We start from the raw sequence: 16,255 nt of genomic DNA on the forward strand, positions 1-16,255 counted from the left end.
GGCGCTGCCCATCCACGCTGTCGGATTGGGCATGGTATCTAGCGATCTAGCGCGAAGGAAGCAAGCGCAGGGGAGAACGGGGCGGCACCACCGCCGCCCCGTGGCAGATCAGAAGCGGACGCCGATCCCGACCCGCGCCTGGACGCGCATGAAATTGACGCCGTCATACAGCGTCTCCTTGGTCATATACTGGGTGGCGGCCACATCGCCCTTCAGATAGGCGCCACCGCCTACGCCGAATTCGGCGCCGGCACCGATATGGTAGCCGTTGTAATTCTCGTTGGCCGAGAAATCGAGCGAGGTGCCCGGCGCATCATAATCCAGCTTCAGCTTGGCGTTCGAATAGCCGCCGCGCAGATAGAGCTGCGACCGCACACCCATCGGGAAGCCAACGCGGACACCCGCATATTGCGCGGTGCCGGCCTTCTGGCACAGTTCGTCGCCGCCGAAGATCTCGTCGCACTGCTTCTGGGTGGACTTGCCGATCCCGGCATAGGCGCCGAGCAGCACCTTGCGGCTGACGGCGAAGTCGTACCCGATCTCACCGCCGAAACCGATGCCGTCATAGCCGTCATAATATTTGGTATCGTCTTCGTAGTAATTGCCCTCCAGCCGGTCATAGCCGACCGTCGCCTCAATCCGCAGGCCCTGCAACGGATTGCGCGGCAGGCGCTCGCGCATTTCGGGGTAGGGCTGCGGCGCGGTCGGTGCGACCTGCGCGGCGGCGGGCTGGGCGAACGCCATGGTTGCGGCCAACACGGCCGCTGCCTGAAACTTCATCGATAATCCCCCTTCGGTCCGCGCGGTTGTCGCGTCGGACGGCGGGCCGTTATCGTATAAGGGTTACGAAGTCGCCCATACTTTGGTCCGGTTCAGAGCAAACTGACCGCCGCGAACCCGCCGACCAGCGCGACGACCAGCAACGTCCCGATCAGCGTCAGCCGCTTCTCGATGAACGTCTGCACTGGCTGTCCATATTTCTTGAGCAGGAAGGCGATCAGGAAAAAGCGGAAGGCGCGGGTGATGGTCGCGGTCAGCACGAACATCGCGAAGTTGAACTTCGCTAGCCCCGACGCGATCGTCACCAGCTTGAACGGGATCGGCGTCAGTCCCTTGAGCAGAATGATCGCCGCGCCATATTCGGCGAACCCGGCCTGGAACTTCGCGGCCTTGTCCTGCAATCCGTACAGGTTGATGACCCACGCCCCGACCGTGTCCCACAGGAAATAGCCGATCGCATAGCCGACCATGCCCCCGATCACCGACGCGATCGTACAGATCGCGGCGATCTGATAGGCGCGACTGCGGTGTTGCAGGATGACCGGCACCAGCACCACGTCGGGCGGGATCGGAAAGAACGAGCTTTCGCAGAAGCTGACGACGGCAAGGCTGCGGACCGCATGCCGATGGTTGGCAAGGCGAAGCGTCCAGTCGTACAGCGCACGAAACATCGTCGGCATCCATTCGGGGTCGGCGCGGGGTGCGGTCGGTCGCAGCGAGCAATATCGTGGACCAGCCCGCTGATCGCGCCGGGCTTAAAGCATGGAACGTAACGGCCGCGCAACCGCATAAACCGCGCGGTCCGGCGTTTCGGACATTGCGGCGGGTTCACGCCCGGTCGATGCCGGCCAATCGCCGTGCCTGTCGCTTTTTACCGCAACATGTCGGTGCCTGAACGGTTGAAGCGGCATGGCTCCCTCGACCGTCCCCTTCGCGCTCGTCGTCGACGATGATCCCCTGATCCTGATGGATACGACGATCATCCTTGAGGATGCCGGGTTTCGGGTCCACGAAGCGATGGACGGCGACGAGGCGAAAGGCGTGCTGGCCGAACATTGGGAAAGCATCGTCCTATTGTTCTCCGACGTCGACATGCCGGGATCGACCAACGGCTTCAGCCTGGCGCGCCATGTCGACGACCAATGGCCGCATATCGAAATCGTCATCGCATCGGGGCATGTGCTGCCGGAAGAAGGCGACATGCCGGCGCGAGCGACGTTCATCTCCAAACCGTTCAACGCGCGGATGGTGCATGAACATCTGGCGAAGACGCTGCCCGACGACAAGAAGCCCGAACCGCTGGCCAAGGCGATCTGACGATATCCGAGGTCGGCGAGCGCTATGGCGTGCTGACAACAGGTAGAACCGTTCGTGCTGAGTAGGGGCTGAGCGAAGTCGAAGACCCGTATCGAAGCACCTGCCCCAGAAGGTCCTTCGATACGCCATTTCGACAAGCTCAATGGCTACTCAGGACGAACGGGTCAGGGTCTCGTCATCCGACTCTAAGTCCGCGACAGCGGTCCGCTCGCGACGACGGGGCCGGTCGGCGTCGAGGTCGGCGAACCGCCCAACGGCTCGATCGAAACCGCCAGCACTTCGTCGCTCGTCGGCAGCGTCCGCTCGGCGGCCGGCAGCACGAGCCGGGTGGCGCCGGTGCGGTCGAGCAGGCCGATCGAATGCGGCACGCCGTCGCGGATGATCCACAGCTGCGCGTCCTTGCCCTCGCGCGCCAGGCCGGCGGCGACGACGCGAACCTCGCGATCGGCAAGGTCGATCGACGCGGCGAAGGGGGTTCCGTTCCGGTCGGTCGGCACGAGGACGGCCAGCATCGTCTGTTGCAGCGGCGGCGCGGGCGATGGCGCGACCGGCGTGTCGGGTCGGACGAGCAGCAACGCCACCGATGCGGCGATCGCGCCGGCCAAGGGCACGAACGCCCACCGGAACCGCGATCGGGGTGCCGCCGCCGGGGGAAGTATCCGGTCGATGCGGAACGCGGGTGCCGGTTCCGCGCGATATTCGTCGAACATTGCCGCGAAACGTTGCCGCCACCCTTCGACCTCACGGGCGAAATGCGGGTCCGACAGCGATCGGCGCAATGCCGTCGCCTTTTCGTTACCCTCCAGCAGCCCGAGCGCGAACTCGGCCGCCATCATATCGGGATCAGGATCAGACATCGCCGACACATCCACGCAATTGCAACAACCCGCGTCGAACCCAACTCTTCATCGTCCCGATCGGAACGTCGCGGGCATCGGCGATTTCGGCATAGGTCATGCCATGGACGAACGCGGTACGGATCGCGTCACGCTGCGGCGCGCTCAGCTCGTCCAGACAGTCATATAGCCGCTGCACGGCTTCGGCGCGTTCCGCCGCGACGCGTTGATCGGGCCGATCGTCGGCGACGTCGACCGCCTCTTCGATCGGACGCGTCGCCCGTCGACCGCTGGCCCGGACCCAGTCGATCGACCGGTTGCGCGCGATCGTCGCCAGCCACGCGATCGGATAGATCGAGCCGACCTGAAACGCGCCCGCTCGTTTCCAGATGATCGTGTACACTTCCTGCAACACGTCTTCGGCCGAACTACGGTCGCCGCAGATGCGCAGGCAGATGCCGAACAGCCGCGCCGACGTCATGCGGTACAGTTCGCCCAGCGCATCCCGGTCCTCAGCTGCGACCCGGCGGAGCATTTCGCATAGCTGGATCCGCTCGTCCAACGTGTCCGTCGTCATATCCAGCACTCGTCCCTACTCGGCCCGTCGTCGATCGGACCCGCCGTGGTTATGCGCCAATGCGTTAGCGGACAAGGGGCAAGGGCGGGGATGCGTCGCGTGATCGTCTTTCGATCGCGGCGCGCATGCGGAGCCAAGGCAGCATCCGGAAGGTCTTGATAATCCCGTTGTCGACCGCGCGCCGTCCGACCCGGCGACGGCAGTGCGCTGGCACGAGTGGAGGGATTCGAACCCCCGGCCCTCGGTTTTGGAGACCGATGCTCTACCAGCTGAGCTACACTCGTGTGCGGACGCGGCCTCTATCCCGGACGAACCGGAAGGGCAAGGCCGATTTGTGGTTAGGGGAGCGGGCGCTCGTAGGAAAGCGAAAAATGCCGCCCCGAACGATCAGGCGGCGATGGCGTAGGGCTTGATCTCGCCTTCAAGATACAGCTTGCGCGCCTTGGCACGGCTGAGCTTGCCCGACGACGTGCGGGGCAGGGTGCGCGGCGGAACCAGTTCGATGACGCAGTTCATGCCGGTAACCGACCGTACGCGCTCGCGAATTTCCTCGCGCAGCCGCTGACGCTCGCCCTCGTCCGAAGCGCGGCACTGGACCAGGACGGCCGGCGTCTCCTCACCGCCCGGGGTAGTGATGGCGAAGGCGGCGATGTCCCCGGCCTTGAACCCGGGAAGTTGTTCAACCGCCCATTCGATGTCCTGCGGCCAGTGATTCTTGCCGTTGACGATGATCATGTCCTTCGCCCGGCCGACGATATAAACATATCCGTCAGACAGATAACCCATGTCGCCCGTGTCGAGCCAGCCATCGACCATGCAGGCGGCGGTCGCTTCGGGATCGCGGAAATAGCCGCTCATCAGCGACGGCCCCTTGCACCACACCTTGCCGATCGCGCGCTCGGGAAGCGGCGTGCCGTCCTCTTCGCGGATCTCGATCGCCATGTCGCGGACCGGTTTCCCGCAATTGACGATCGCGCGGTAGCGCTGTGGCCGGTCAGCGCGGCCGGCATGACCGGAAAGCTCGGTTTCCTCGACCAGTTCGACGATGATTCCTTCGCCCGGCGGCATGATCGCCACCGCCAGCGTCGCTTCGGCGAGGCCGTAGGACGGCAGGAAGGCCGACGCCTTGAAGCCGGCATCGGCAAAGGCGTCGACGAACGACTGCATCACATCGGGACGGATCATGTCCGCGCCATTGCCCGCCAGCCGCCAGCGCGACAGGTCGAACCGGTCCGCCGCCTTGGTCTGGCTCGACATGCGCCGCGCGCAGATGTCGTAGCCGAAGGTCGGCGAATAGGAGATCGAATTACCCTGGTTGCGCGTGATCAGGTCGAGCCACGCCAGCGGTCGCCGCGCGAAATCCTCGGTCTTTAGATAGTCGGTCGATACCTGATTGGCGACGACCGACAGGAAGCAGCCGACCAGCCCCATATCGTGATACCAGGGCAGCCACGAGATGCAGCGATCTTCCTCGACCAGTTCCATGCCGTGGCTGTGCGCCGCCAGATTGTTGAGCAGCGCCGCGTGCGTGATCTCCGTACCATGCGGGAAACGCGTCGAGCCGCTGGAATATTGCAGATAGCAGATGTCGTCGGTCGACGCCCGCGGCAGGTCGGCGACCGGCGCATCCTTTGCCGAAAAGCTTTCCCAATCAATTCCTTCGACGCCGGCAATCCGCGCGGCTTCGCCCGCCATCGCTTCGAGTTCAGCCGGGTAGAACAGCGTTTTGGGATCGCAGCTGTCGAGCTGGACGCGAAGCTGTTCGACATAGGCCTCGCGCCCGCCGAACGACGTGGGCAGCGGCAACGGCACCGGCCACGCACCGGCATAGACCACGCCGAAGAACAAGGCGGCGAACTCGGCGCCGGTTTCGGCGATCAGCGCGATGCGGTCGTTAGGCCGCACCCCCTTCGCGATCAGGCGATACGCCTGTTGCAACGCATCCTCGCGCATTTCGCGAAACGGGTAGGCCCGCTTCAGCGTGCCGCGCGCGTCATGGAAATTCAGCCCGCGCGTGCCTTGCGCGGCGTAATCCATCGCCTCGCCCAGCGTGGCGAAGTCCGCGAACCGGCGCGGCAAAGCATCGACCGTCGGGGTCGCTTCCAGCGCGATTGCAACACTTCCTTCAAGATTCGTCGTCATTCTTGTCCAACTCTCGGCACCGTTCGCACGCGTTCGCGGCGTTCGAAGCGTGTCGCCATAGCGGCAAAGTACCGCCCGGCACAGTTGATTTCAAAATCGCGACCCAGTGTGGCACAAACATGGCGCATGTCCCGTGACCCGCGTCGTCCCTTACAGCCTCTCGACCAGCCCGCTCTGGAACGGGTCGCCTTACGCTATGTTGAACGCTATGCCACGACGCGGGCGAAGCTGGTCGCCTATCTGACCCGAAAGCTGCGCGAGCGCGGGGCGGACGGCACGGTCGATATCGCGGCGCTGGCCGACCGCATGGCCGAACTGCGCTATGTCGATGACCGTGCCTTTGCCGAGGCGCGGGCGGCAGCGATGACGCGGCGGGGGCTAGGCGCGCGACGGGTGCGCGACGCGCTGCGGCATGCGGGGGTGGCAATGGACGATAGCGACGCGGTGGTCGATACGCTGGACGAGGGGGCGGAGGCGTCGGCCATGGCCTTTGCCCGGCGCAAGCGGATCGGTCCGTTCGCTGCCGAGGCGGTCGAGCGCGACCGCCGCGAAAAGCAGATCGCGGCGATGGTCCGTGCCGGCCACGCCCCGACGCTGTCCCGCCGAATCGCCGCCATGACACCCGGTGACGCGGAGGAGTGGGCCGGCGATTGGTAAATTACAAAGAAACCGTCGCGTTCATGAAACATCGTGTTACAAAGGGCGCCAGGGGGTAAGCAACGATGCGTCTGGAAGCGCGAACGATTGCCGATGATTGCGCGGTTCCGCCGGCGGCGGCAGCGGCGGTGTCCCATATCCGCGACGATGTGATCACGTCGGTGCGTGGCGTCATCAAATGGTTCGACGTCACGCGCGGTTTCGGGTTCGCGGTGGCCGACGACAGCAGCCTGGGCGACGTGCTGATCCACTTTTCGGTGCTGGAGCCGCATGGCCGCCGCACCCTGCCCGAAGGCGCGATCGTCCTGTGCAATGCCGCCCGACGCAGCCGCGGAATGCAGGCGGTCGAAATCCTCGAGATCGACCTGTCGCTGGCGATCGAACCGGTCCGCCGCGCGGTCGAACGGCCCGACCGGATGGCGTTGGCCGAACAGGCAGGACCGTTCGAACCGGTTTCGGTCAAATGGTTCAATCGACTGAAGGGCTATGGCTTTCTGGTCCGCGATGGCCAAGCCGGCGACGTGTTCGTCCATATGGAGACGCTGCGCCGCGGCGGCATCGAGGAAGTCGAACCCGACCAGCGGCTTGTCGCCCGCATCGTCGAGGGGCAGAAGGGGCCGATGGCCATTGCGGTCGAAACGGGCGAGTAACGGCGTGACAAGTTTGCGATTTTCAGGGCTGGCGGCGGTTGCGCTGTTGGCGGCGATCGGTGGCTGCAAGGGTGAAACCGCGGCCAAGGAAACGGTGTCAGAACATGGCATGACGATCAAGCCGGTCACGATCACCACTGCCGATGGCAAGGCGCATATCTTCAAGTCGGAAGTCGCCGCGAACGAGGCGCAGCAGCAGCAGGGTTTGATGTACCGTGCGCGACTGGCGCCCGATGCGGGAATGTTGTTCGCGCCCTATCCTCCTGACGGCGGACCGCCCAAGGCGGCAAGCTTCTGGATGGAGAATACGCCGAACGCGCTCGACATCCTCTTCATCCGTGCCGACGGCACGATCGCGACCATCGGCGAGAATGCCGTGCCGTTTTCGCAGGCGAAGGTCGAATCGGGCGAACCGATCGCGGCGGTGCTGGAGATTGCCGGTGGACGGGCGGGCGAACTGGGCATTGCCGCGGGCGACAAGGTGACGTGGAAATGATCCGCCCCATTGTCGCGGGCGTGGGCAGGCGCTAAGCGAGCGCGCATGGGAATCCTCGCGAACGTCTTCACCTGGTGGAATGGTGCCACCTTCGGCACCTGGCTCGGCTTGCGCGGCAAGACGCAGGTCGGGACCGACCATCTCGGCAACGTCTATTACCAGGGCGGTCGGGACACCGCGGGCAATCCGCGCCGCTGGGTGATCTATTCGGGATCGAACGATGCGAGCCGCGTGCCGCCCGAATGGTTCAGCTGGCTGCACCATCAGATCGAGGGCACGCCCGACGAATCGCTGCCGCCGGTGCGCCAGTGGCAGCAGCCGCCGGTCGAGAACCAGACCGGCACCGCGCTCGCCTATCGCCCGCCGGGCGTTCTCGACAAGGGTGGCGCGCGCGTACGGGCAACCGGTGATTACGAGGCGTGGAGCCCCGACGCGTGAATCCACGCCGCTGGCTGGTCGGGCTGGCGATCGTCCTGATCCTGACAGTCGCGGGCTGGTTCGGCTGGCAACGCTGGCACCGTCCGGCGCAGACGACGCGGCCCGCCTCTGCGGAGATCGCGGTACCCGACACGGTCCGTCCCAATCCGGGTGCCCCGGAAGTGGTCAGCGTCGATACCGGGCTGGACAGCAACCTGCTCGCCGGGGCGACGCCGATGGCCGATCGGGTCGCGGTCGTCGGCCTGCTTAACAAGCGTAACGGCGAAACCCGCGACCTGACCCTCAAGCCCGGACAGGCGACACGCGTCGGTGACGTGATCGTCCGTCTACGCGCCTGTGAGCGCACCGCGCCGTGGGAGCAGGAGCAATATACCGGCGCGTTCGTGCAGGTCGATGTGCTGGGCGCGGATGCGAAATGGCGGCGGCCTTTTTCGGGTTGGCTGTTCAAGGAGCGTCCGGCGCTGAACGTCGTGCTGCACCCGATCTACGACGTCTGGCTCAAGAGCTGCACGATGTCCTTCCCCGACAGGGGGCCGGACACGGTATCGGCGGGTGCCGCCACGGCTTCGTCGGGCACGGCACCGCGCCGGTCAAGCGCGTCGAACGCGGCGGTGGCGGGTCCCGAGGTGCCTGCTGAATCGAACCCCAGCGCACCGGCCAACAGCAACGAATAGGTTTTGCGCGGCACCTCGATCGCGCCCATCGTCGCCAGATGGTCGGTCAGGAACTGGCAATCGAGCAGTTTGAAGCCGCCGACGCGCAGCCGTGCGACCAGCCATGCCAATGCGACCTTCGATGCGCTGGGTGCGCGGCTGACCATCGATTCGCCGAAAAATGCCTGACCGAGTGCGAGGCCGTACAGCCCGCCGGCCAAACGTTGACCGTCCCAGACCTCGACCGAATGGGCGAGCCCCATTTCGTGCAGGCGGATGAAGGACTGTTCGATCGTGCCGTTGATCCACGTCTCCGGCCGGTCGGACGCGCTTTCGGCGCACAGGCTGATGATATCCTCGAACGCATGGTCGGCGGTGACGCGGTAGCGATTTGACGCGATCAGCTTGCGCAGCGAGCGCGACAGATGGAAACCGTCGAGCGGCAATATGCCGCGCAGCTTCGGTTCGACCCAGTAGATGCCGGGCGCGTCGCGATCGTCGGCCATCGGAAAGATGCCACTGGCATAGGCACGCAGCAGCGTTTGCGGGTCCAGTTCGAACAGGGGCGCCATCGGCCGCACCCTATCGCCCTGCACGATGCTGGCAATGGTCCCGGCCGCTCATTCGCCGGCGAGATAGCGCGCGACCGGTTCGATCATATCCTCCGGAATGCGGCGGGCGATGACGGGCATCGTCGCCTGATCCTTGCGCGCGTCGACCACTTCCTTCTCGCCGCGCCAGTGCCGCAGCCGTTCGGCGATATAGACCGCGCGCTGGCCGTCGATCACCGGGAAGCGCTTGGTGCCGGCGGCGTCATGGCAGCTACGACAGGCGGGAAGCTGCTTGTCGGGCAGGCCGCGCTCGACGATCCGGCGGGCGGCGACGTCGCTGTTGCCGCCGCGTCCGGGCGCAATTCCGGGCATGGCGGCGAAGCGGCGGGCGAGCGCCACGCGTTCCTCCGGCGTCAACTGCGCGGCGGCGTTCGACATGACCGCGCTCTGGCGCTTGCCGGTCGCATAGGCTTCGAGCGCGCTGGCGAGATAGGCGGGGTCCTGTCCGGCAAGGATCGGGATGTCCTTTTGGCCACGACCCAGGCCGTCGCTGCCATGGCATCCGGCGCAACTGTCGAACCGGCCATTGGCCGCGCCGAAGCCTTGCGCGTTGCTGCCGGCAAGGACGCGATACTGCTCGGGCGTCATCGTTGGCAACAAGCGGACGAAGGCGACCATGCGCTTGACTTCGTCCGGGCGGTCCTTGGCGGCCCAGGCAGGCATGCCACTGAATTTCACGCCATGTTCGAGGATCCAGAACAGCTGGCGGTCGGTCCATTCCTTCGCATTCTTCGACAGGTCGGGGGCGGGGGGCGTCGCCTTCTGCATCAGCGGCAGCGGACGCACGCCGGGCGCGCCGTGGCACGATGCGCAGGACGATGCGTAATAGCCCGCCGCGCTGACGAGGCCGCGATCGTCCTTGGCGTCCTTGGGCGTCGAGAAGGCAGCACGGGTCTGCACCGAATTGCGCATGACCCAGTGCAGGAACCAGTCGGTGATCGCCCAATGGCCCGACGACGCGGCGACGTTGAACAGCCCCGACCACGCATAGGCCATGCCGAGCGCGAAGATGCCGAGCAGCGTGACGATGACGCGCTTCCACGTCAGGCGGATGGTCATGGCTGCGGCTCCGGTTGGCGCAATAAAGTGGCGAGCAGCGCGAGGCCGCCGAGGAAATAGCTGGCGGCACCGACCAGCAGCATCACGACCCCGCCCAGTTGCTGGTCGGCAAGCGCGTCGTGATGCCCATGCGCCATCGCCGGGTAGAGCGGGCGGGGGGCAAGGCCGATCAGCGCGCCGAGCAGCGTCATGTGCATCGAGGTCAGCAGCAAAGCCCCTACGCCCGCCGCACGGCGATCGGGACCAGCGCCAAGCACCGCCGCCCAGAGGAGCCATCCGGCGGTGAGGAACATCGCCTGTTCGACGATCATCGCCGCGATATTGCTGTCGGCGAGCAGGCGCAGCGCGGGCAGATGCCACCCCCAGACGGTGGCCAGTTCGACCAGTGACATGGCGAGCGGGGTGACGACATGCGGCCAGCGCTGCGCCGGGTCATAGCCGCTGCCGGCGAGGCCGAAGGCGATCAGGGGCGCTGCGACCGCGACCGCGATCATGTGTCCGGCCATATGCCCGACCATGCCCGCCTGTGCCGCCGCTGCCCAACCGACCGGCAACAGTACCAGCCCTGCGATCAGGCTGACGCGTCTCATCGGCAATCCGTCAGGAACAGCACGGGCGCCGCGGTGAAGAGGACGCCGACGAAGCTCAGCGCGGCGAGCAGCACGGTCGAGAAGGCGAGGAAGCGCATACGGTCGCTGTCGGTGCCTTCCTCGTGCGGCGGGGTGTCGCCGGGGACGCGCGACTGGAGATGGGCGATGATCCCGGCACCGGCGATCAGCAGCAGCGCGACAATGGTGCCGACGGCGTAGAGGATCGGCAGCCGGGGGAAGCCGCCGACCTTCGCGCAATGGATCGCCGCCCACAGATAGGAAAACAGGAAATGTGCCGCCCAGACGGTCGGCGGGACGATCAGCGTCCAGAGCGTCACCTTCAGCCGGGTGACCATGCCATGCAGCCCGCGTTTCATGCGACCCCCGGGAACAGGCCGATCGTCGCATAGGTGACGATGGCGGTCAGTGCCATGAAATGCTGATAGACGGTGATGTTCCGCAGATCGGCGTCATAGCGCGGCGTCATCCGTCCGGCGATGCTGCGGGCCAGCGTATAGCCCTGCATGATCGCGCCGACCCCGGCATGCGCGGTGGTCCAGATCACCAGCACCCATACGATCGCGGGATAGCTGTGCAGTTCGGGATCGAGCCCGGTGGTCAGCGGTCCCTGCAACCCCGCCCAGATCCCCGTCAGGCTGGCAGCGATGCCGATCACCTGCAACAGCCGCGCCACACCGACGATCCCGCGCCGGTTTGTTTCGCGCGCTGCCACGGTCGTACCCCAGCTCAATGCCGCCAGCGCCAACGCAACCATCGGCCAGAAGCTGCCGGGGCCGTCCATGCCCGGACCCGAGGGCGGGAATTCGGGATGGACCGTCCAGAAGAAATAATAGCCGAACACCAGCCCAGAAAAGGCGGTCGCGTCGGCCATCATCGTGATGAACATCGCCCACCATCCGGGCGCGGCCGAGCCGGAGACGTAGAGCGGCAGTTCGATGCCATGCCCGATCGGCTTGCAGTCCTTTTCCGGGATTTCGGCGGTCCCGGTCCACAGCCAGTAGAGGACGAACCCCAAGGTCGCGACCGCGCCGGCCAGCGACCACCAATAGAGGTGATAGGTGGTCAGGATGAACACGCTGCCCAGCGCGATCGCGGTCAGCATCGGCACCCAACTGGGCGTGCCCAACCGCACGACATAGAGCGGGCGCGCGTCGAGCACGGTGGTCACGATCGTCTCGCGCCGCCCTTCCTCGGCATCGGGCAGGAAGAAGCGGCCTTCATCGACCTTCTTCACGAAATCCTTCTGGTCCCAGATCGGATAGCGGCTTTCGATCAGCGGGACCGAACGGATGCCCCAATCCTCGTCATCGGGATGCGCCAGCCATTCGAGCGTACCGGCATTCCACGGATTGCGCGGCGCCTTTTGCCGCCATGGCGAGCGGGCGAGGTCGAAACAGATGATCGCGGTACCGGCCGCGAACAGATAGGCGCCGATCGTCGAGGCGAGGTTGAGATAATCGATGCCTAGTTCGCTGGGATAGGTGAAGACCCGGCGCGGCATGCCGTACAGGCCGCTGAAATGCATCGGGAAGAAGGTCAGGTTCGCCCCGACGAACAACGTCCAGAAGGCGGTGCGCCCGAGCCGGTCGGACAGTTTCTTGCCGGTAATCAGCGGCCAATAGTAATAGAGTCCGCCGAACAGCGGCAGCAGCGTGCCGCCGATCAGCACGTAATGGAGATGCGCCACGACGAAGTAGGTGTCGTGCGCCTGCCAGTCGAACGGCGCGATCGCAACCATCACGCCGGTCAGCCCACCGATGACGAAGATGGCGAGGCTGCCGGTCGCGTAGAGCAGGGGCGTCGACCATTTGACCTTGCCCGCCCACAGCGTCGCGATGAAGGCGAAAATCTGGATGCCGGTCGGGATCGCGACCGCTTCGGATGCGGCGGAGAAAAAGGCGAGGCTGATCTTGGGCAGGCCGGTCGCGAACATGTGGTGGACCCACAGGCCGAACGACAGGAACGCAGTGCCGACCGCCGCGAGCACGATCCCTGGATAGCCGAGCAGATGCCGCTGGGCGAAGGTCGGGATCATCATCGCGAACAGCGCGATCGATGGCAGGAAGACGATATAGACCTCCGGGTGGCCGAAGATCCAGAAGAGGTGCTGCCACAGCAGCGGATCGCCGCCGCGCGCCGCATCGAAGAACGGCCAGTTGAGCAACCGCTCCATTTCGAACAGCACGTCACCCGCGATCAGCGGCGGGAAGGCGAACAGGATCATCACCGCGACGACAAGGATATACCACGCATAGAGCGGCATCAGGTTCAGCCGCATCCCCGGCGGGCGGCATTTCAGCACGCCGACGATCAACTCGACGGCGGCGGCCACCGACGACACCTCGATAAACGACAGGCCGAGCATCCAGATATCGGCACCCAGCCCCGACAGATCGGTGCGGGTGGTGAGCGGCGGGTACATGAACCAGCCGCCATCGGGCGCGGCATTAAAGAAGATAGACCCGCCGACGAACACCCCACCCAGCAGGAACGACCAGTAACCGAAGGCGGAGAGGCGCGGGAAGGGCAGGTCGCGCGCGCCCAGCAGCTGCGGCAACAGGATGATCGACACTGCTTCAAACATCGGCACGGCGAAGAGGAACATCATCATCGAGCCGTGCAGCGTGAACAGCTGGTTGAAGGTGTTCGCCGACACCAGGTCGTTTTCCGGCGTCGCCAACTGCGTCCGCATGATGAGCGCGAGGACGCCCGCGAACAGCATGAAGGCGAAGGCGGTCAGCGTGTACCACACGCCCACCCGGTTGTTGTTGCAGTCGGTCCAGCGCAGGAACAGTCCCTGTGGCGGTGCCCATACGGCGCGGAGCCGGTCCTCCTGCGCGGCGCGGAGCGCGGGGTCGTCTTGCGCGTGCAGGCTCATTTCATGCTTTCCAGATAGGCGGCGATCGCTTGCGCATCTTGGCGCGACATTTGCGGATAGGCGGGCATGCGCGCGCCGGGTTTGACCGCCGGCGCATCCTCGATGAAGCGGACCAGCGCGGCGCGGCTCATCGGCTGGGTGCCTGCACCGAGCGACGTGCGGCTGCCGATATGGGTCAGGTCGGGACCGATTTGCCCGGCGGCGTCGGTGCCGGCAATGGCGTGGCAACCGGCGCAGCCATTGGCGGCGAAGGCGCGCGCGCCCGCAGCCATAGCGGCGGCGGGGGCGGCAGGGCGGCCCTCGTTCGCCAGCCACGCGTCGAACGCGGCCGGCTCCATGGCGACCACATCGAACGCCATCAGCGCGTGGCTGAGCCCGCAGAACTCGGTACAGACACCGCGGAACGTGCCGGGCCTGGTCGCGCGAACGATCAGGCGGTTGGTCCGCCCGGGGATCATGTCCATCTTGCCGGCCAGTCCGGGGATCCAGAAGCTGTGGATCACATCGCCGGCGGTCAGGTCGAACTGCACGGTGCGGCCGACGGGGACGCGGATTTCATTGGCGGTGACGACCGGCGCGGCCCCGGGCGGCTGATACCGGACGCGCCACCAGAATTGCTCGCCCTCGACGGCGATGCGCAGATCGCCTTGCGCGACCGGCAGCGGCCGCATCGCGGGCAAGCTGTAGAGCAGCAGGCCGAGCAGGACGACCACCGGCAACACGCCGCCCACCCAGCCGATCAGCCGCATGCCGCTCGACAGCGTCAACCGTCCCTCGGGCGCGCGGACGGCGGTAATCATCAGCGCGGCGACGCCGGCGGCAATCACGATCGCACCGACCAACATGACGATGGTCAGATGACGGACGGTCGCCGCCTCTTCCCCGAAAACGGTCAGCGCCGATTGATGCCGGTTACAGCCCCCCAGCACGAACAGCGCGGCCATACCGCAATTGGCTTTGACGCCGCGCATAATCCCCCTTCGACCCGCGCCGTTGTATACGGCACGGTAGCGAAACGAGATGTTGGCGCTTGCGTTCCGCCATGATGTCGATCGGTCCAGGGCGCGCCGGCCGTAGCCCCGATCAAGCCCCGTCGTGAGAGGTGGAGAAGCTCAGCCGATCCAGCCGCCGGTGAAGCCTGCCCGTTCCAGCCCGCGACGGATATGCGGATTGCGCCGCATCACTTCCCAGATCATGCCGCTGCGCTGGTTCTCGATCATCAGCACGATCGGTCCTTGATCGATGCCGAGATAGTCGCCGTCGACCCAGCCGATGCCCGGAACCAGCTTACCGTGCTTGAGCGGTTCGTCGGTGCGGGTCAGCGTCGGGTTGAAGGAATCGAGGAAGCCATATTTGTCGTAGATACCCGCGCCGTAGCGCGCGTGCATCTTGGCCACCATCGGCGTGACGATTTCCGGCGCAAAGGCGATCGATCCGAGCGCCGCGGTCGGGGCCAGCGTGCCGTCGTCGCGCTCGCCGGGGCCGCGTGCCGAATAGCTGAAGAATTCGCGCGCCCGGCCGTCGATCGTCACCGTGAAGTCGCCGGGACCGTCGCAGGCGGTCAGGCCCCAGCAATCGTTGCCATAGCCGACCTTGCCGCCCGGATTTTCATTGGCATAGGCGCGCTGGGCATAGGTCGCGCGGCGGCTGTTCTCGAAATAATCGATGTCCTTGGACGCGATATAGGCATCGCGGATGCCACGAAAATCGATCCAGACATGGCTGTACTGGTGGCCGAACATCGGCGCGAACTGCAGGTGCGGCTCGCCATAAGCGTTGCCCCAGCTCTTCTCGAACTGCTGTGTGAGCGCGCCCCATGTCGCGGGCGGCAGTGGATGCGTCGGGCTGGCCAGCGCCAGCACGTACAGGATCATCCCCTCGTTATAGATGTTCCAGTCGGACCGGATGAAGCCGCTCTCGGGATGCCACCCCATCGATACGAAGGGCGGGCGCGGCACGATCCAGTCCCATTCGACCGCGCGATAGAGTTGCTCGGCAAGGTCGCGGATGCGTGCCTCACGCGCGTCGGCGCGGTCGAACCAGCTCTGCGCGAACAGCACGCCGCCCAGCAGCAGCGCGGTGTCGATCGTCGACAGCTCGCATTTGGCGAAGCGCAGGCCCTTGGTCACACCGAGGAAGTGATAGAAGAAGCCTTTATAGCCGCTATACCCGGTTTCGCCGTCGCCCTGCGGCGCCCTGGCGAGGAATTCGAGGGTGGTCAGCGTCCGTTCGGCATGTTGCGGGCGCGTGATCCAGCCATGTTTCTCGCCGACGCCGTACGCGGTCAGCGCAAAGCCGATCGCGGCGATCGAGGCGAAGCTGGGCGTCGGCCAGCGATCGGGCGCAAGTCCGGTCGCGGCATCGGTCGTGTCCCAGAAGAAGCGGAACGCGCGCTCCTGAATATCCGAAATCAGATCGGGCGTAGCGCCGGATACGACCCCGGTCCGTGCGGTGCATCCGGCGACGAGCGCAGCGGTGCTGGCGGCAAGGAAATGGCGGCGATCGATCACGGGCAAGCCCCTTTTACTGGATACAAAAATGCCGGGACAG

Annotated in this window: 17 protein-coding genes, 1 tRNA gene and 1 pseudogene; 6 read left to right on the forward strand and 13 right to left on the reverse strand. The window is 65.7% G+C overall.

All coding sequences use genetic code 11. The features are described from left to right. Positions 1 to 108: 108 nt before the first annotated feature. On the reverse strand, positions 109 to 780 hold the full coding sequence (locus tag AAIO73_RS05060; protein WP_345876658.1) for an outer membrane beta-barrel protein: 672 nt from the start codon (positions 778 to 780) through the stop codon (positions 109 to 111). A 92-nt stretch (positions 781 to 872) separates the two neighbouring features. Next, positions 873 to 1,460 (reverse strand): YqaA family protein, encoded by a 588-nt coding sequence (locus AAIO73_RS05065; RefSeq protein ID WP_345876659.1) that lies wholly within the window; start codon positions 1,458 to 1,460, stop codon positions 873 to 875. A 229-nt stretch (positions 1,461 to 1,689) separates the two neighbouring features. Between AAIO73_RS05065 and AAIO73_RS05070 the strand changes: the two genes are divergently transcribed. Continuing rightward, positions 1,690 to 2,097 (forward strand): response regulator, encoded by a 408-nt coding sequence (locus tag AAIO73_RS05070; RefSeq protein WP_345876660.1) that lies wholly within the window; start codon positions 1,690 to 1,692, stop codon positions 2,095 to 2,097. A 185-nt stretch (positions 2,098 to 2,282) separates the two neighbouring features. Here the strand turns inward: AAIO73_RS05070 and AAIO73_RS05075 are convergent, their stop codons facing one another. The 4 genes from AAIO73_RS05075 to AAIO73_RS05090 all read right to left on the reverse strand — a co-directional run bounded on the left by AAIO73_RS05075 (position 2,283) and on the right by AAIO73_RS05090 (position 5,652). Further along, on the reverse strand, positions 2,283 to 2,954 hold the full coding sequence (locus AAIO73_RS05075; protein WP_345876661.1) for an anti-sigma factor: 672 nt from the start codon (positions 2,952 to 2,954) through the stop codon (positions 2,283 to 2,285). After that, on the reverse strand, positions 2,947 to 3,510 hold the full coding sequence (locus AAIO73_RS05080; RefSeq protein WP_345876662.1) for a sigma-70 family RNA polymerase sigma factor: 564 nt from the start codon (positions 3,508 to 3,510) through the stop codon (positions 2,947 to 2,949). The genes AAIO73_RS05075 and AAIO73_RS05080 overlap by 8 nt, the downstream gene beginning before the upstream one ends. Before the next feature lie 208 nt (positions 3,511 to 3,718). Further along, a tRNA-Trp gene (locus AAIO73_RS05085) sits at positions 3,719 to 3,794 on the reverse strand. 103 nt (positions 3,795 to 3,897) lie between these two features. Beyond that, positions 3,898 to 5,652, reverse strand: coding sequence for a fatty acyl-AMP ligase (locus AAIO73_RS05090; protein WP_345876663.1), 1,755 nt, complete (start codon positions 5,650 to 5,652; stop codon positions 3,898 to 3,900). 126 nt (positions 5,653 to 5,778) lie between these two features. Here AAIO73_RS05090 and AAIO73_RS05095 point away from each other — a divergent pair, with 126 nt between their 5' ends. From AAIO73_RS05095 to AAIO73_RS05115, 5 genes and pseudogenes are all read left to right on the forward strand, one after another. Further along, positions 5,779 to 6,309 (forward strand): regulatory protein RecX, encoded by a 531-nt coding sequence (locus AAIO73_RS05095; protein WP_345876664.1) that lies wholly within the window; start codon positions 5,779 to 5,781, stop codon positions 6,307 to 6,309. Positions 6,310 to 6,374: 65 nt separating this feature from the next. Continuing rightward, positions 6,375 to 6,959, forward strand: a complete 585-nt coding sequence (locus AAIO73_RS05100; protein ID WP_345876665.1) for a cold-shock protein — start codon at positions 6,375 to 6,377, stop codon at positions 6,957 to 6,959. Between the two features lie 4 nt (positions 6,960 to 6,963). Next, positions 6,964 to 7,455: a DUF192 domain-containing protein gene (locus tag AAIO73_RS05105; protein WP_345876666.1), complete on the forward strand. Its 492-nt coding sequence runs from the start codon at positions 6,964 to 6,966 to the stop codon at positions 7,453 to 7,455. A gap of 45 nt (positions 7,456 to 7,500) precedes the next feature. Beyond that, a complete protein-coding gene (locus tag AAIO73_RS05110; protein ID WP_242116166.1) occupies positions 7,501 to 7,893 on the forward strand; it encodes an NADH:ubiquinone oxidoreductase subunit NDUFA12 in 393 nt (130 codons plus the stop codon). 215 nt (positions 7,894 to 8,108) lie between these two features. Next, a pseudogene (locus tag AAIO73_RS05115) lies at positions 8,109 to 8,342 on the forward strand (DUF2155 domain-containing protein); the annotation flags it as partial. A 35-nt stretch (positions 8,343 to 8,377) separates the two neighbouring features. Here AAIO73_RS05115 and aat read toward each other — a convergent pair. The 7 genes from aat to AAIO73_RS05150 form a co-directional block, all read right to left on the reverse strand. After that, complete coding sequence (gene aat / locus AAIO73_RS05120; RefSeq protein ID WP_345876667.1) at positions 8,378 to 9,118, reverse strand: leucyl/phenylalanyl-tRNA--protein transferase; 741 nt, start codon at positions 9,116 to 9,118, stop codon at positions 8,378 to 8,380. Between the two features lie 48 nt (positions 9,119 to 9,166). After that, positions 9,167 to 10,216 carry a c-type cytochrome gene (locus tag AAIO73_RS05125; protein ID WP_345876668.1) on the reverse strand — a complete coding sequence of 350 codons (1,050 nt, stop codon included), beginning with the start codon at positions 10,214 to 10,216 and terminating at the stop codon, positions 9,167 to 9,169. Then, positions 10,213 to 10,806, reverse strand: coding sequence for a cytochrome c oxidase assembly protein (locus AAIO73_RS05130; RefSeq protein WP_345876669.1), 594 nt, complete (start codon positions 10,804 to 10,806; stop codon positions 10,213 to 10,215). The genes AAIO73_RS05125 and AAIO73_RS05130 overlap by 4 nt, the downstream gene beginning before the upstream one ends. Then, positions 10,803 to 11,183, reverse strand: a complete 381-nt coding sequence (locus AAIO73_RS05135; protein WP_242116170.1) for a hypothetical protein — start codon at positions 11,181 to 11,183, stop codon at positions 10,803 to 10,805. The genes AAIO73_RS05130 and AAIO73_RS05135 overlap by 4 nt, the downstream gene beginning before the upstream one ends. Next, complete coding sequence (gene ctaD / locus AAIO73_RS05140; protein ID WP_345876670.1) at positions 11,180 to 13,705, reverse strand: cytochrome c oxidase subunit I; 2,526 nt, start codon at positions 13,703 to 13,705, stop codon at positions 11,180 to 11,182. Before ctaD ends, AAIO73_RS05135 begins: the two co-directional genes overlap by 4 nt. Beyond that, positions 13,702 to 14,676: a cytochrome c oxidase subunit II gene (gene coxB, locus AAIO73_RS05145; protein WP_345876671.1), complete on the reverse strand. Its 975-nt coding sequence runs from the start codon at positions 14,674 to 14,676 to the stop codon at positions 13,702 to 13,704. The genes ctaD and coxB overlap by 4 nt, the downstream gene beginning before the upstream one ends. A 141-nt stretch (positions 14,677 to 14,817) precedes the next feature. Then, on the reverse strand, positions 14,818 to 16,215 hold the full coding sequence (locus AAIO73_RS05150) for a glucoamylase family protein (protein ID WP_345876672.1): 1,398 nt from the start codon (positions 16,213 to 16,215) through the stop codon (positions 14,818 to 14,820). Positions 16,216 to 16,255: the final 40 nt, after the last annotated feature.

Source organism: Sphingomonas epibiotica (assembly GCF_039615155.1).
Classification (GTDB): Bacteria; Pseudomonadota; Alphaproteobacteria; order Sphingomonadales; family Sphingomonadaceae; genus Sphingomonas.